Below are 15,734 nucleotides of genomic sequence, written 5' to 3' on the forward strand. Positions count from 1 at the left end.
AGAGCATCACGATGGCAGGTCTTCGCGGTCCGGACAGTTCCGAGGATGAGCGACGCTTAAGCAGGAACGCCGTGTTTCCCGAAACGGTGGACGTGAACATCCGCCAGCTCGACCCGATTCCGGCCCCGCGCTATTTCCTCAAGGAGCTTCCCCTCACCGACGAGATGAGCGACCTGGTCCTGCGTTCGCGCCAGGAAATCCGCGACATCCTGCACGGCCGCGACGACCGTCTGCTCGTCATCGTCGGCCCGTGCTCCATCCACGATCCCAAGGCCGCGCACGAATACGCGACCAAGCTCGCCGCGGTGGCCAAGGAACTCAACGATCGTCTGCTCGTCGTCATGCGCGTGTACTTCGAAAAGCCGCGCACCACGATCGGCTGGAAGGGCCTGATCAACGACCCCGATCTCAACGGCCGCTTCGACATCCGCAAGGGCATGTGGCTCGCGCGCAAGGTGCTCACCGACGTGCTGTCCCTCGGCCTGCCCACCGCGACCGAATGGCTCGACCCGATCACCCCGCAGTACATCTGCGACCTCATCAGCTGGGGCGCGATCGGCGCGCGCAACACCGAATCGCAGGTCCACCGCGAACTCGCGTCCGGCCTGTCCATGCCGGTCGGCTTCAAGAACGCGACCGACGGCTCGATCAAACCGGCCGCCGACTCATGCTATGCGGCCGCGTTCGAGCACCACTTCCTGTCCATCAATCTGGACGGCCGGGTCATCTCCGCCGAAACCAAAGGCAATCCCGACTGCCATCTCGTGCTGCGCGGTTCCAATTCCGGCCCGAACTACGACGCCGCATCCGTCGCGCAGGCGCTCGCCGACCTCAAGAAGTCAAAGGCATCCGGTCCGAGCGAGCACGGTCTGATCATCGACGCGGCGCACGGCAACTGCGGCAAGGACGAGAAGGTCGAGGCCGAAGTCGTCGAGAACATCGCCTCGCGCATCGCCGCCGGCGAGCAGGGCATCCTCGGCGTGATGATGGAAAGCTTCCTCGTCGCCGGCCATCAGAAGCCGGCCCCGCTCGACCAGCTCGTCTACGGCCAGTCGGTCACCGACTCGTGCGTGCCGTGGGATCGTACCGAACAGCTGCTGCACACGCTCGCCGACGCGGTCGCCGCGCGTCGCGCGGCCTGAGTCCGTTGCAGGATGCCGTCATCCAGACCGGTTCGACGATTGAGAGGCTGATAAGGACGGTTGTACGGGTCGGTTCGACGATTGAGAGGCGGCCGGACAGACCATACGAGTCATCTTGCCCTTATATTGCGTGGGCGTTGCAATATGCCAAGGCATCGGTTCCACGGAAAGATGCCTCTTGATCGTCAAACTGACCCGTGCGTAAGGCGGAAATAGCCTCTCGATCGTCAAACTGCGGCCGACAAGGCCTATGCGGCTGACCGACGGCGCCCTATGTCAGGCCACGTCCCGCGTCGCGTCCTCCGCGGCGTCGATTTTCGCGATGGCCTCCTCGTACGTCGGGCAGTCGGGCACGCCGTTGACCGAACGCTGGATCGCGAGAGAGGCGGCCGCGTTCGCGATCCGCACGGCGTCGACCAGCGACCATCCGCGCGCCAGCATCGCGCACGTCGCGCCGGTGTGCGTCGCGCCGGCCGAGCGCGTGTGCGTCGCCTTCGTCTCGTAACCGTCCACATGCACCACGTCGCCGCCCGGCGTGCGCACCCACGCGCCGCGCGATCCGGCGCGCACCACGAGCGGCGCGCGCAGCGTCTCGCCGAGCGAACGGCATAGTTCCGCCATCGCGCGGTCGAAACCGCCGCCGACGGTCAGCGCCACGTCTTCGTCTCGCGCGATGCCGAGCCGGTCGGCCAGCGTGTTCGCCTCCTGCCGGTTGCACGACCAGATCGGCCGCGCCAGCACGAGGTCCTCAAGCAGATGGTCGTTGACCAGCGACAGCGTGTTCGTCGGGTTCAGCACGATCCGATACGCGCGCGACGCCGGATCCGCGCCGGCTCGCTGCATGAACTCGTCGATGCCGGCCGCCGTGTGGTCCATGAGTGTGTTGCCGCTGATGTGCACCACGTCGCCCGCCGCCGGCTCCACGCAGTCGAACGTCGTTTCGTCGCCCTGCGCTTCGGCTCCGTACGTGGCGATGTACGTTTTGCGATGATCTTCGTCGGACAGCACGAGACGGAATCCGGAGTCGGCGTCGATGCGGTCCTGCCCGATGTGCTCGATGCCGTCGTCCGCGAGCGCCTGCCGCACGATCGTGGCCCACGGTCCGGTGCCGATGATGCCTGCGTGCTCGGCCTTGACGCCCATGCGGCTCGCGGCCTGCAGGACGCGGTAGCTGCCGCCCACGGTGGCCGTGGTGTGGTCGGACACGGCGAATCCGCCGGTTTTCGGCACGCCGTCGACGTCCATCATGATGTCGACCCAGACGTGGCCCAGCGAAATGACCGCATGCGCCGGCTCGTCCGGCCGTTCGTCGAGATGATCCTCAAGATGGCGGGAGAAACGCTCCCCGATACGACTGAGCATGGCATCCTCCTTGATTTCCCGCGATCGTGCGCCCTGTTGCACCCCAACCGTTGTCAATGTTGTACGCCAAGTCTATGAACGTTTCCTGAACGTCGCAATAGTCATCGGGGATGATTCCGCATAGGGGAGCGCCGGCGTGTTCCCGCGCCCCGCCCCGACTGCGGGCCGTCCGCCGCGGGATTTCCGGCCGTCTGCTGAGACGAAGACGCGGCATGCGGACGGCGCGTGGTATGCGCCCGTGTTGCATTGTCCGGGACCGCGCTGTATATTAGGGAAGTTGTGTGTTCGACCATGCCGTAGAACGTATGGCATGAACGAATGCAAGACTTGCAAGTCAAAAGAACATTATAGGGAGTCCATTATGGCAGCTCGTTGCGCAGTGTGCGGCAAGGGACCGCAGACCGGTTACACCGTTTCGCATTCGCATATCCGCAATAAGCGCACCTTCCGCCCGAACCTGCAGCCGGTTCGCACCACCGTTGACGGCCAGAACGTCCGTCTGCGCGTGTGCGTCAAGTGCCTCAAGGCTGGCAAGGTTCAGCGTGTGGCCGCGTGAATCGCGAGATAGCAAGCTTAAACCCCGGTAGTCGCAAGACCGCCGGGGTTTTTCATTGCCCGGGCGCCCGGACGCCCGGGCGGGGTTCGGCAAAGTCCGCTTGCGCCGCAAGAATGGGATGCCATGAGCATTACGTTGGATACCCCGATCGCGTCCCTGATGACGAACAAACGGCGTGTCGGCGCGCTCAAGGCATTGGGCGTCGTCACGGTTGGCGACGCGCTGACCTACTATCCGTTCCGCGTGACCGAACCCGTGCCGTTGAGGTCGCTGCGCGAGGCGCGCATCGGTGAGGCGATGGCGTTCGCCGCCGTGGTGCGCGGCCAGCGCGTGACGCGCACGTCCGGCTACTCGTACCGGCTCGAAGTCGTCGTGGACGATTCCAACTTCGCCCCCGAACGCCGCACGTCCGGCGCGCTCGCCCGGCTCGTCTATTTCTCCGGCAAGAAGCAGTTCATCGACTGGAAGGCGATGGGCCTGCGCGAGGGCGCCACGATCGTCGTCTCCGGACAGCCTAGCGAATTCAACGGGCAGCTCCAGTTCACCCATCCCGAAACGCTCACCGTTGCCCCCAACGCGGATGATCCCGACGGCGACATGTTCATCCCCGCCTCGTCGTCGCTCAAGTACGACGCGGACACGATCGAGGCCGGTCTGCGCCGCGTGTGCCGGCCGCGGCCCGTCTACCACGCCACGTCGCGCATCTCCAGCGAGCACATCCACGAATCCATTCTCGGCTTCCTGCGTCTGCTGGAAGGCGAGAATGCGGACGCGGGCGACGGCGCTGCGCTGCCTGTGTCGCTGGCATCGCCGACTTCGCCTGCGCCGCCGCCATCGTCCGCGTCGTCCTCCGCGTCGGCGGCCTCGTCCCCGGCCGTCTCGTCGGCGCAGGTTGCGTCCGCACAGCGCAACGCGGTCGAAGCGGACCGACTCGCCGCCGCCATCCCCGACATCCTGCCCGAATCGGTCCGCGCGGCCCGCGGACTCATGCACCGTGCCGAGGCGTTCGCCGCCATCCACGACCCACAAACCACGGCCGACTTCAGACGCGGCATCGACGCCATGCGTTACGAGGAGGCGTTCATCTGCCAGACCGCACTGCTCAACGCGCGCCGGCACGCGCACCACGCCGCCGCCGAACCCTGCCCCGACACCGAGCTGCGCGACCGGTTCATCGACGCGCTGCCGTTCACGCTCACCGGCGGACAGCGCGGGGTCATCGACGACATCGCCGCCGACATGGCCCGCGACACGCCGATGCAGCGCCTGCTACAGGGCGAAGTCGGATCCGGCAAGACGGTCGTCGCGCTCGCCGCCATGCTGCAGGCCGTCGGCTCCGGCCGACAGGCCGTGCTCGTCGCGCCCACGCAGGTCCTCGCCGAACAGCACGTCGCCACGATCTCCCGCATGGTCGCCGGGCTGGACGACCCGGCGGGCGGCGACGGTGAGCCCGACCCCGCCGGAACGGCGTCGTCGGCGGGCTCGTCGGCCAAACGCAAGACGCGCACTGCCGGCGGGAACGGCAGCGACGGTCGCGCCGGCATCCCCGTCATCCTGCTCACCGGCGGCATGAAACTCGCCGAACGACGCCGCGCGCTCGCCATGGCGGCCAGCGGCGAGCCGTGCATCATCGTCGCCACGCACGCCGCGTTCTCCAAAACGTTCCAGGCGCCGAACCTGGCGCTCGCGGTGATCGACGAACAGCACCGGTTCGGCGTCGAACAGCGCGAATCGCTGCGCGCGAAGACGGACAAGGCCCCGCATCTGCTCGTCATGACCGCGACGCCGATCCCGCGCACGGCCGCGATGACGTGGTTCGGCGACCTCGACATCTCGTGGCTGACCGAACTGCCCGGCGGACGCAAGCCGATCCGCACGTTCGTCGTGCCGGAAGCCGACGTGCGCACGATGGCGAGCATGTTCGCGCACATCCGGCAGCGCATCGACGCGGGGGAGCGCGCGTACGTCGTCTGCCCGCGCATCGACGCGGACGATGACGACGGCGAGTCCGGCGCGGACGGCTCCGAAACCGGCGTGTACGACGTGTCCGACGAGATGACGCGCGAAGCCCGCTCGTCGTTGGTTGCAGGCTCGGCGGGTCGGGGGACCGCCGGCGGACGGAATGGGGCCGCGTCCGACGCCGACGCGACAGAGCGTCCGCCGCTGCACGCGGTGACGGAGATCGCCGCGCGACTCGCCGCGCTGCCGCAGTTCGCCGGCATCGCGTTCGCGACGCTCACCGGCCGCGACGACGACGAGACGAAGGCGCGCGTGATGGCCGACTTCGCGAGCGGCAAGACGCCGATCCTCGTCGCCACGACGGTGATCGAAGTCGGCGTGGACGTGCCGCAGGCCAGCTGCATCGTGATCTTCGACGCCGACCGGTACGGACTGTCGCAGCTGCACCAGCTGCGCGGGCGCGTGGGCCGCGGCGGCACGAACTCGTGGGCGTTTCTGATCTCGCGTGCTGAACCGGGCTCGCCGGCCGAAGCGCGCCTGCAGGTGGTCCAGGGCACGCTGGACGGCGCGGAAATCGCGCAGGCCGACTTGGAATTCCGCGGCGCGGGCGACGTGCTCGGCGACGCGCAGTCCGGCGGCAAGTCGAGCCTGAAACTGCTGCGCGTCGTCAAGGACGCCGACATGATCGCCGACGCGCGCTCGCGGGCGGACGCGCTGCTCAACGCCGATCCCGACCTGACGGGTGAAGTACAGCTCGCCGGCGCGGTGCTCGACTTCACGCGCGGCAACGAGACGTTCCTGACCTCGTCGTGATCGGGGCGGGTGCGTGGGCGGGCGCATACGCCGCTAGAGTAGGGCGTATGCGCGTGATTTCAGGACGATTCAAGGGCGTGGCGCTCACCACGCCGAAAGCAGGCACCCGGCCCACCACCGACCGCACCAAGGAGGCGATCTTCTCCCGCCTCGACTCGTGGGGCGTGCTCGACGACGCCCGCGTGCTCGATCTGTTCGCCGGCACGGGGGCGCTCGGCATCGAGGCGCTGAGCCGCGGGGCACGCGAGCTGGTCGCCGTGGAGGCGAACGGGCCGGCGGCCGCGCTCATCGCGAAGACGCTGACCGCGCTCAAGCGCAACCGGTCGTGGGAACCGGACATGTCGGCGCGGGTCATCAAGGCGAAGGCGGAGAAGTATGCGGCTCCGTCTGCGGGTGGTTCGGTGGCCGGTGCTGCGGGTGCGTCTGGTGTTGGTGTGGCAGGTGCTGCAGGTGCGGCAGGTGCGGGCGCGGTGGGCCGTACGGTGGGCCGTACGGCGGGCGCGGACCAGTCGTTTGATGTGATCTTCATCGACCCTCCCTACGCGTTCGAGACGTCGGCGTGCGAAAGCCTGCTGGCCGATCTGGTCGCGTCGGGTATGGCGGGGGAGCGGACGCTGATCGTGCTCGAGCGGTCGGCCCGGTCCGAGGAGCCGGCGATGCCGGCGGGCTGGTCGATCACCGAGCGGCGTGACTATGGGGAGACCGCCGTGTTCTATGTGGAGAGGAATGTTGAGTGAGTGATGGGGGCCGGTGAGGGCCGTGTGAACTGGTGGGTGCTGGGGGCTGGTTCCCGGGATCATTGGCGAAAAATCCCGGGAACCGGCCCTGTTCGTTTGTGATGGTGTGCATGGCGGAATCGCAGGGTTTGCCGATGTTCACTTGTTTGATCATGTGCGTTTCCCGGTTCCCGGGATGTTGCCGCCCGATCCCGGGAACCCGGCGACCCAAAAAATTCCTCTGACAGCGGATCCATCAAGATACACACGCAATACCTCGTATCGTTATATCCGGAAGATATATCTCGAATCGAGATATATAATGATCGAGACATAATAAGCGAAACGAAAGGACACATCATGTCGAACTTCGTCGAGGATCTGCAGAACCGCCGCTCCCAGTACGCGCTGACCAGCGCGTCGCCGATCAGCGACCAGGAGATCGTCAAGCTGGTCGAGGACGTCACCGTCGCCGTGCCGAGCGCCTTCAACTCCCAGCCGCAGCGCGCCGTCGTGCTGTTCGGCGATGCCAACCAGAAGCTGTGGAGCATCGTCAAGGAGACCCTGCGCAAGGTCGTGGGCGACGAGGAGGCCTTCAAGGCCACCGAAGCCAAGATCAACGCCTTCGCCGCCGGCCACGGCACCGTCCTGTTCTACGACGACACCGACGTGACCAAGACCCTGCAGGAGAACATCCCGGCCTACGCCGCCAACTTCCCGGGCTTCGCGCGCGACGCCGCCGGCATGCTCCAGCTCGCCGTGTGGACCGCGCTGGCCGACAAGGGCCTCGGCGCCTCCCTGCAGCACTACAACCCGCTCATCGACGAGGCCGTGACCGCCGAGTTCGGTCTGCCGGCCAGCTGGAAGCTGCAGGCCCAGATGCCGTTCGGCACCGTCGCCCAGCCCGCCGGCCCGGTCGACAAGCAGCCGGCCGACGCCCGCGTCAAGGTCTTCGGCCTGTAAATCGCGATTTTCGTCACTCTGTGCGCGTGATAACGACATCGACGCGCACACAGTGACGAAAACGGTGTCTGAAACGTCACTCTGTGCGCGCCGACGTTGCGTTCGCGCGCACAGAGTGACGTTTTTGTTTATCGGCGCCGCGGATGCGCGCCGGAGACCTCCCAGCCGAGCGCCATCAGCGTCTTGCGGTCGGCCTTGTCGAGCGCCTTGCAGTCGAGCTGCGCGATCAGATCCGGACGGAGCCCGTTCGTGCGTTCCAGCGCCTCGTCGCGGCGGAACCGGTCGACCTTGCCGTGATCGCCGGACAGCAGGATGTCCGGCACGCGAATGCCGCGCCATTCCGCCGGTTTGGTGTACTGCCGGTGCTCGAGCAGTGCGTTCTCGCCCGTATACGATTCCTCGACGATGGACTCCGCGTTGCCCATGAATCCGGGCAGCAGGCGCGTGATCGCCTCGAGCATGACCGAAACGGCCACCTCTCCGCCGTTCAATACGTAGTCGCCGATCGAATACTCGCGCACGTCCACGCCCTGCGCCCGGTAGTACGCGGGGATGCGCGCATCGTAGCCCTCGTACCGGCCGCAGCCGAACAGCAGATGCCCCGCATGCGAGAGTTCCGTCGCGTCGCGCTGCGTGAACAGCGGCGCCGACGGATTGGGGAAGATGAGGACGGGGCGATCGGCGGGGACGGCCGGCGTGCCACTGACATCGGCGGACTCGTCCGATGAAGGAGCCGCATCGACTGCGGTTGCGATGATGTCCGGTGACGCATCCTCCGTGGTGACGTCGGCCATGGTCGCCACATCGGACGTTGGGACTTCCGTACCGGCCGTACCGGCCGTGTCGGCCGCGTTGACGGTCGCTTCGACGACCGTCGGCTCCAACCCCAGCAGATCGTCGAGGCACTCCGCCCACACTTCGGGCTTCATCACCATGCCGGCGCCGCCGCCGACGGGCGTGTCGTCCACCGAATGATGCACGTCGTGCGTCCAGTCGCGCAGATTGTGCGCCTTCACCTCGACCAGTCCCTTGGCCTGCGCCTTGCCGAACAGCGACAGGTTCAGCACGTCAAAATATTCGGGAAACACGGAAACGATATCGATCTTCATGAACCCCTAGCCTAGCGTGTGGGCTGTCGGACCGCGTCGCGTGGCGGAAAACGTTCGCTGACAGCCATGTCAGCGAACGTTTTCCGCCACGCGACGACCGTCACAGCGCCGTCTGGTCCGCGACCATGCGCGCGTACGTGCCGCCCGCCGTCATCAGCGACTCGTGCGTGCCCTGCTCGACGATCCGCCCGTGCTCGAACACGACGATCAGGTCCGAATCGCGGATCGTCGACAGCCGGTGCGCGATCACGATGCTCGTGCGCCCCGCGGTCATGCGCATCATCGCGCGCCGGATCGACTGTTCGGTCACCGTGTCGACTGCGCTCGTCGCCTCGTCGAGAATCACGATCGGCGCGTCGGCCAGCATCGCGCGCGCGATCGTCAGCAGCTGCCGCTCGCCTTGGCTCAACGCACTGCCGCCGCCCGTGAGCACTGTGTCGTACCCGCGCTCGAGCCTGCCGATGAACGCGTCCGCGCCGGCCGCGCGCGCCGTGTCGCGAATCCGCCCTCGCGTCGCGTCGGGCCGTCCGAACGCGATGTTCGCCGCGACCGTGTCCTCGAACAGCGACGGCTCCTGCAATACGCTGCCGAACGCGTGCCGCAAACTTGCCATCCGGTAATTGCGCAGGTCGCGCCCGTCGAGCAGGATCCTTCCGGCGTCCGGATCGTAGAAGCGCGTGACCAGATTCACCATCGTCGTCTTGCCCGAGCCGGTCTGCCCGACGAACGCGACGCGCGAACCGGCCGGGATCGTAAGCGTTACGTCGTGGATCACCGGATGCGCCGGATCGTAGCCGAACGAGACATGGTCGAACACGATGTCGCCGCGCGGATTATCGACGTCGACCGCGTCGGGCGCGTCGGCCGGCTCCGGCTCCTCGTCGATGATCTGGAACATGCGTTCGGCGCCGGCCACGGCCGTCTGGAACGTGTTGTAGATGTTCGCGATGTCGACGAACGGCCGCGAGAACTGCCGCACGTACAGCAGGAAGCTCGACACGACGCCGATGCCGATCATGCCGCGCGCCGCCATCACGCCGCTGACGACGGCGACCAGCAGGAAGCCGAAGTTGTTGATCGCGTTCGACAGCGGCATCATGAACCCGGACCAGGTCTGCGCGCGCGTCGCCGTGTCGCACAGCCGCTCGTTGAGCCGCTCGAAGTCGTCGATCATCGCCTGCTCCTGGCCGTACGACTTGACCGTCGCCATGCCGGAAACGGTCTCCTCGACGTGCCCGTCGAGCTCGCCGAGCACACGCTGCTGGCGCGCGAACAGCGGGCGCGTGCGGCGCGTGACGGTGCGCGCGAGCAGCAGCACGAGCGCCACGGAGACGAGCGAGACGGCGGTCAGCGGCGGGCTCAGCCACAGCATGCAGGCGAGTGTGCCCGCGATCGTGAACGCGTACACCATGAGCTGCGCGAGCGAATCGGAGATCGTGGAGCTGATGTTGTCCACGTCGTTGGTGAGCCGGCTCATGAGCTCGCCGTGCTGGTGCCGGTCGAAGAAGCGCAGGGGGAGGCGTTCCATCGCCTCGAACAGGGAGACGCGCAGGTGCAGCACGATGCGCTGGCCGACCGCGGCCATCATCCACTGCTTGCCGAAGTCGATGAGCCAGTCGGCCGCGTACAGTACGGCCAGCAGCGCGAGTGCGAACGTGAGCGATTCGCGTGCGGAGATGCGGTCGATGACCATGCCGATGAGCAACGGCGAGAGCACGCTCGACGCCGCGCCGAGACCGGACAGCGCGAACACGCGACCGAGTCCGCGGCGATGCCCGCGCGTCGCGTCGAGCAGCCTGTGCAGCGTGCCGCGCATGTCGTGCGGCTTGACGACGGGCGCGCCGCGGCGGGCCATGCCGCCGCCGAACTGCGGCCCGCCGGTGCGACGGTCGAAGGCGGGGGAGGGGGCGTTCATGACCGGTCACCTCCGATCTGCGACTTGGCGATGGCCTGATACAGTGCGCACGATTGCATGAGGTCGTCGTGTGTGCCGATGCCGGCGATGCGCCCGTCGTCCATGACGATGATGCGGTCGCACGTGCGCACGGTCGCGATCCGCTGCGAGATCACGACGACGCCCATGCCGTCGCGCCTGTCCGTCGTGCCGCCCCCGGTCAGCGAACGCAGGTTCGCGAGCACGTCGTGTTCGGTGACCGCGTCCAGCGCGCTCGTGCAGTCGTCCAGTATCAGCACGCGCGGCCCGCGCACGAGCGCCCGCGCGAGATTCAGCCGCTGCTTCTGCCCGCCGGACAGGTTCACGCCGCCCTGACCGACGCGCGCGTCGTAGCCGTCCGGCAGCGCGTCGACGAACTCGCTCGCGCACGCCAGCCGCGCCGCGCGACGGATGGCCGCATCACTGGCCGCGGGGTCGCCCCAGCGCAGGTTCGAGGCGACCGTGCCGGTGAACAGCGTCGGCTTCTGCGACACGAGCGCGATTCGCACGCGCAGTTCGTCCACATCCCAGTCGCGCAGGTTGCGCCCGTCGATGAGCACCGAGCCGGACTGCGGGTCGTACAGCCGCGGAATCAGCGAGACGAGCGTCGACTTGCCCGAGCCGGTCGGTCCGATGATCCCGAGCGTCGAGCCGTGGTCCATCGCAAAGCTCACGCCGCGCAGCGCGGGCGCGCCGGCCTGCTCGTACGCGAATGTCACGTCGCGGAATTCGACGGCCGGCGGCGGGCATCGGCCGGAACTTGCCGCGGTCGCGTCATTGCGGCTGCGTCGGGCGTGGGCGCCGCCGCGCTCCGCGAATTCGGCGGGGCAGTCGAAGATCTCTTGGATGCGCGAGGCCGAGGCGCTCGCGCGCGTGGCCGAATTGACGATCATCGACACGCGGTTCAGCGCGAACAGCACCTGCGTCATGTAGTTCATCGACGCCATGAGCGCGCCGATGTGCGCCGCGTCCTGCGCGCGCGACAGCCACAGCATCGCGACGATGCCGAGATTCACGCTCAGGTTGATAAGCGGCCCGTACGTCGCGTTCACGCGCGTCGCCGCCACGTTCGCATCCGCGAACTGCCGGGACGCCGCGCCGAACCGCGCGCGCTCCTCGTGCTCCATGACGAACGCCTTGACCACGCGGATCGAGCGCAGGAACTCGCGGCTGACGATGCCGAGCCGGTCGAGCGCGCGCTGCACGGCGAGGAAGCGCGGGAAGCTCACATGCATGTTCGCCCAGATCAGCACGGCCGCGATCGCGAGGATCACCGCCACCGTGGGCGTCTGTTCGGGAATCTGCATGACGATGAGCGCGATCGCGCCCACGCAGGTGATGGGTGCCTTGAGCATGATGCGCATGAGTCCCTGCGCGAAGTTCTGGATCTGCACCACGTCGTTGGTGATGCGCGTGATGATCGCGCTCGGCTGGAGCCGGTCGATGTCGTCGAAGCCGAGCGACATGACCTTGCGGTACGTGTCGGAGCGGATGTCGCGGCCGATGAGCTGCGAGGCGCGCGACGCGTAGATGTTGCGCATGGCGGCCGCGCCCGCGCCGACCACGGCGACGGCGAGCATGACCATGCCCCAGCGCAGCACGGTGCCGACGTCGCGGCGCACCACGCCGCGGTCGACGATCATCGACATCAGCGTCGGCTGCAGCAGATCGCCGATCGTCTCGACCAGCAGGAATCCGGCGGCCGTGAGCGCCATGCCCCAGTGCCGCCGGACGTAATGGAATATGAGCCTCACCGTCGCACCCCCGCACCCCGCGTCTTCGTATCGGAAGTCGATGATACTCGTGCAAGCGCTTTCCTGCGGTCCTGCGCTCACTGCGCGGCAGAAACGAAACGGCCGGCGTCGACGCGTTCGATGATGAACGCAAGCCGACGCCGGCCGTGTGATCGGTATGACCGATCGGTATGACCGTTCGGTACGGGAGCCGGTCAGTACGCCAGTCCGGGAATGAGCCCGCCCGGCGGGTCGATGGTCAGATACTGTTCGTCAAGGTCGATGTCCGGCACGAGCTCGTCGACGAACGGCACGAGCGCGCTGTTCTCCACGACCTCGCCGGTCTCGGGATCGCGCACCGGATTCGCGAGCCGCACCTTGAGCAGCGACTGGAAGCCGTCGAGCACATCCACGACCTTGCCGACGACCTGTCCGGCCGGCAATCCCAGCCCGTTGTCTTCGGCCAGACGCACTTCGAGGCCGATCAGATCCTTCGGATACCAGGCGTCCTCTTCGAGCATGTCTTCCGGGTCGTCCGCCTCGCCGTACAATTCGACGCCGTTCGCGGCCTCCGAGGCGTCGCGGTCATCGATGCCCTCGAACTTGACGATCCAACGGTTCTTGAAGGTTCGCGCTCGTTCCACGACGTACTCTTCGGAGCCGTCGCGCGTGTACAGCACGGAACCGGGAGCGAACCGGTATTCCGGTTCGTCCGTGAAACTCTGGACGGTGACTTCGCCCTTGAGCCCCTGAGCGCGGCCGATACGACAGACCCTCAGCAGTTCGAGCTGCTGAGGGTCGTCTGAGAATTCTTCTCGCACCACGTTGGGGTTCACCTGCGCACGTCCATGATGTCGACGCGCACCTTGTGGTCGGCCAGAGCCTGCACCACGGTGCGGATCGCGTTCGCCGTGCGGCCGTTGCGGCCGATCACGCGGCCGATGTCCTCGGGATTCACGCGCACGCGAATAAGCTCGCCGCGCGGATTCTCGTGGGACTTGACCGAAACATCGTCGGGAAAATCAACGATGTTCTTGATGAGGTGTTCCACAGCCTGTGCGAGCATGATCACTCAGCCTGCGCTTCCTCAGCGGCTTCCTCGGCCGGGGCCTCAGCGGCGGCGGCTTCGGCCTCAGCCTTGGCCTTCGCCTCGGCTTCGGACTTGGCGGCCTTGAGCTTCTGGGCCTCGTTCTCGACGGCGGCGACGCGAGCGGCGGCATCCGGGCCGGCCTCAACGGTCTTCAGGGTGCCTTCGGCGCCCTTGAGGCCCTTGAACTTCTGCCAATCACCGGTGATCTTGAGCAGCTTGAGCACCTGCTCGGTCGGCTGAGCGCCAACGCCGAGCCAGTACTGAGCGCGCTCGGAGTCGATCTGGATGGTCGAAGGCTGGGTGTTCGGGTTGTAGGTACCGATCTCCTCGATGGCACGGCCATCGCGCTTGGTACGCGAATCCATGATGACCACGCGGTAGTACGCGTAGAACTTCTTGCCCAGACGCTTCAGACGAATCTTGGTTGCCAAAATGGCTCTCCTTGTAATACTAGGGGTGTGGTTTCGGTTTGCAGTGTGGGGCACAGCGCGCCGAGCCCACGTGTTCCTCACGGCAAGCGGGATAGAGGGCACCGCCGGTCGCGAATAACCGGGCCATTATAGCGCACGGGGGTGGAACTCGCGACACGCTGGTGGTATGGCCGGTATCGACGGAACCGCCCGCCTCAATGCTCTTCGCTCCCCTTGCCAGGGGATCTGGCCGCGAAGCGGACTGAGAGGTGGTCGAACCCGGTGCATGGGATGCCGGAACCCTTAGTCGAGCGCCACCGTCGCCACGAGCGCGAGATGGTCCGTGCCTTCGATCGGGAACGATTCGACGCCCGTGAACCGCGCGCCCTTGGTCGCCAGCGCATGGTCGAGCACGATGCGCGGCCACGGGATCCAGCTCGGGAACGTGGCGCGACGGCCCTCGCCCAGACTCAGGTTCGCGTCCGCGAAGCCCGACCTGAGCAGCGCGCGGAAGCTCGGATGGTCCGGGCTCGAGTTGAGGTCGCCGAGAATGACGGCGATGTCGTGGTCGGTGCGTTTCGCCGTGTCCGCCAGCGTGCCGAGACCGCGGATGCCGGCCGACCAGTCGCGGCAGCCGCGCATCGGCGACTTGGGATGGGCGGACGCGAACGTGATGTCGCGCATCGGGTCGACCTGCAGCGTGACGGACGGCACGTCGGCGGCCGGAATCGGCACGGCCGACCGTTCGGCCGACTTCGGGTCGACGCGGATCCAGATGCCGTTGAAGCCGCCGTTGTCGGTCTCCTTGTCCTCGCCGAGCTGGTGGTACGACATGAGCATGTCGAGCCCGTTGTCGTCCAGCTCGCGCACGAGATCGGCGGTGAGCTCCTGCAGGGCGAGCACGGTGACGTTGCGGCTGAGCACCGTGGCGACGATGTCCTTCGCGTTGGCACGCCCGTACCGGCAGTTGAGCGTCATCACGGTGAACGACGCGGACGACGACGTGCGCTGCGCGAGCACGTCCGACGCGGTTTCGCTCGCGTTGATCTCGGTTTCGCGCCGGGCCTCGCGGATGTCCGCGAGCAGTTCCTCGGTGCTGCGCTGACCGTGCGCCGGCTTCTTCTTCGCCGCGCCGTTGCGCGCGTTGCCGTTGCCGGAGTCCGGCTTGGCAAACAACAGTCCGAGCAGATCGCGCGACGGTGACCAGTGCGACCAGTAGCCGACCTCGCGCATCTGCGAGGAGAGCGCGACCGCGACCGCCAGGCACAGCAGTCCCCACTCGCGCATCGCGATCGCGGCGACCGCGATCGCCAGCGACGGCACCCACATCAGCGGAATCAGCGCGATCATGTACGGCAGCGGCATATGCGCGTCCGCGCCGGCCGGCAACGCGCCCAGCGCGATCCACGCCGCAAGTATCAGCAACACCATGCTCAGAACAACAACAATCACAATCCTTGATTATGCCTTGGCCGCGCGGACAGCGCGCATCCCAAGCACGGTTCTTCGCACAATCACAACCACCACGATCGCCGTGATTGCGTATGGGAAACCGCGCCTGTCATTGTTTGTTGACGAGGAGAGGCGGTATGCGGACGGCGTTGCTATATTCGGTGTCTGGGAGGGACGGCCGGCGCGACAATCCGTGTCGGCCGTCGGGGATCGTGGCAAGGAGCCTGAGATGACAGCTGCAAACGGGCGGTTCTTTGCGGTGAGGAGGGGATGTCCTGAACAAATATCCTCTTGATGTTCTTTTGTGTGGTGCCGATGGTCCTCTTTGACGTCCTATCGGTCTCAGTGAGACCTGCGAGCATGGATGGGAAGCGGCTGTGGGCATAGACGGTACATGAGACTGGCACAACGATGGGAAACTCGTCAGATCATCTTCATTCGTGGGCATAAGAGGGACATGATGATGCCTGAAATGTGGGCATAAGTGGGACATCTG

The 15,734-nt window shown here is 66.8% G+C and carries 13 protein-coding genes; 5 read left to right on the top strand and 8 right to left on the bottom strand.

Annotated features, from left to right (window positions below; genetic code table 11):
• Window positions 1–11: 11 nt before the first annotated feature.
• Entirely contained in the window at window positions 12–1,142 is a 1,131-nt protein-coding gene (locus KIH79_RS04105) for a 3-deoxy-7-phosphoheptulonate synthase (protein ID WP_219058250.1), read from the top strand.
• Window positions 1,143–1,418: 276 nt separating this feature from the next.
• Here the strand turns inward: KIH79_RS04105 and KIH79_RS04110 are convergent, their stop codons facing one another.
• Window positions 1,419–2,504: a PfkB family carbohydrate kinase gene (locus KIH79_RS04110; RefSeq protein WP_219058251.1), complete on the bottom strand. Its 1,086-nt coding sequence runs from the start codon at window positions 2,502–2,504 to the stop codon at window positions 1,419–1,421.
• A 361-nt stretch (window positions 2,505–2,865) separates the two neighbouring features.
• On the opposite strand from KIH79_RS04110, the gene rpmB reads away from it, so the two are divergent.
• The 4 genes from rpmB (at window position 2,866) to KIH79_RS04130 (ending at window position 7,511) form a co-directional block, all read left to right on the top strand.
• Complete coding sequence (gene rpmB, locus KIH79_RS04115; protein WP_163232444.1) at window positions 2,866–3,060, top strand: 50S ribosomal protein L28; 195 nt, start codon at window positions 2,866–2,868, stop codon at window positions 3,058–3,060.
• A gap of 123 nt (window positions 3,061–3,183) precedes the next feature.
• The gene (locus KIH79_RS04120; protein ID WP_219058252.1) at window positions 3,184–5,832 is read left to right on the top strand and encodes an ATP-dependent DNA helicase RecG; all 2,649 of its coding nucleotides are present in this window, start codon (window positions 3,184–3,186) and stop codon (window positions 5,830–5,832) included.
• A 47-nt stretch (window positions 5,833–5,879) separates the two neighbouring features.
• Entirely contained in the window at window positions 5,880–6,569 is a 690-nt protein-coding gene (locus KIH79_RS04125; protein ID WP_219058253.1) for an RsmD family RNA methyltransferase, read from the top strand.
• Between the two features lie 339 nt (window positions 6,570–6,908).
• A complete protein-coding gene (locus tag KIH79_RS04130; protein ID WP_219058254.1) occupies window positions 6,909–7,511 on the top strand; it encodes a nitroreductase family protein in 603 nt (200 codons plus the stop codon).
• Between the two features lie 128 nt (window positions 7,512–7,639).
• Here KIH79_RS04130 and trmD read toward each other — a convergent pair whose 3' ends face one another.
• The 7 genes from trmD to KIH79_RS04165 form a co-directional block, all read right to left on the bottom strand.
• On the bottom strand, window positions 7,640–8,620 hold the full coding sequence (gene trmD / locus KIH79_RS04135; protein WP_219058255.1) for a tRNA (guanosine(37)-N1)-methyltransferase TrmD: 981 nt from the start codon (window positions 8,618–8,620) through the stop codon (window positions 7,640–7,642).
• A gap of 100 nt (window positions 8,621–8,720) precedes the next feature.
• A complete protein-coding gene (locus tag KIH79_RS04140) occupies window positions 8,721–10,535 on the bottom strand; it encodes an ABC transporter ATP-binding protein (protein ID WP_219058256.1) in 1,815 nt (604 codons plus the stop codon).
• Complete coding sequence (locus KIH79_RS04145) at window positions 10,532–12,307, bottom strand: ABC transporter ATP-binding protein (RefSeq protein WP_219058257.1); 1,776 nt, start codon at window positions 12,305–12,307, stop codon at window positions 10,532–10,534. The genes KIH79_RS04140 and KIH79_RS04145 overlap by 4 nt, the downstream gene beginning before the upstream one ends.
• Window positions 12,308–12,501: 194 nt before the next feature.
• Window positions 12,502–13,110: a ribosome maturation factor RimM gene (gene rimM, locus KIH79_RS04150; RefSeq protein WP_219058304.1), complete on the bottom strand. Its 609-nt coding sequence runs from the start codon at window positions 13,108–13,110 to the stop codon at window positions 12,502–12,504.
• Between the two features lie 8 nt (window positions 13,111–13,118).
• A complete protein-coding gene (locus KIH79_RS04155) occupies window positions 13,119–13,352 on the bottom strand; it encodes an RNA-binding protein (RefSeq protein WP_033494729.1) in 234 nt (77 codons plus the stop codon).
• Window positions 13,353–13,354: 2 nt separating this feature from the next.
• Complete coding sequence (rpsP, locus tag KIH79_RS04160) at window positions 13,355–13,807, bottom strand: 30S ribosomal protein S16 (protein ID WP_219058258.1); 453 nt, start codon at window positions 13,805–13,807, stop codon at window positions 13,355–13,357.
• 282 nt (window positions 13,808–14,089) lie between these two features.
• Window positions 14,090–15,235 (bottom strand): endonuclease/exonuclease/phosphatase family protein, encoded by a 1,146-nt coding sequence (locus KIH79_RS04165; protein ID WP_219058305.1) that lies wholly within the window; start codon window positions 15,233–15,235, stop codon window positions 14,090–14,092.
• Window positions 15,236–15,734: the final 499 nt, after the last annotated feature.

The sequence above is a fragment of the Bifidobacterium miconis genome, assembly GCF_019331735.1.
GTDB lineage: Bacteria > Actinomycetota > Actinomycetes > Actinomycetales > Bifidobacteriaceae > Bifidobacterium > Bifidobacterium miconis.

Coding starts and splice junctions, on each gene's coding strand:
- KIH79_RS04110 (WP_219058251.1), bottom strand. CDS start 2,504: ATGCTCAGTCGTATCGGGGAGCGTTTCTCCCGCCATCTTGAGGATCAT.
- trmD (WP_219058255.1), bottom strand. CDS start 8,620: ATGAAGATCGATATCGTTTCCGTGTTTCCCGAATATTTTGACGTGCTG.
- KIH79_RS04155 (WP_033494729.1), bottom strand. CDS start 13,352: ATGCTCGCACAGGCTGTGGAACACCTCATCAAGAACATCGTTGATTTT.
- KIH79_RS04105 (WP_219058250.1), top strand. CDS start 12: ATGGCAGGTCTTCGCGGTCCGGACAGTTCCGAGGATGAGCGACGCTTA.
- KIH79_RS04120 (WP_219058252.1), top strand. CDS start 3,184: ATGAGCATTACGTTGGATACCCCGATCGCGTCCCTGATGACGAACAAA.
- KIH79_RS04140 (WP_219058256.1), bottom strand. CDS start 10,535: ATGAACGCCCCCTCCCCCGCCTTCGACCGTCGCACCGGCGGGCCGCAG.
- KIH79_RS04130 (WP_219058254.1), top strand. CDS start 6,909: ATGTCGAACTTCGTCGAGGATCTGCAGAACCGCCGCTCCCAGTACGCG.
- rpmB (WP_163232444.1), top strand. CDS start 2,866: ATGGCAGCTCGTTGCGCAGTGTGCGGCAAGGGACCGCAGACCGGTTAC.
- KIH79_RS04125 (WP_219058253.1), top strand. CDS start 5,880: ATGCGCGTGATTTCAGGACGATTCAAGGGCGTGGCGCTCACCACGCCG.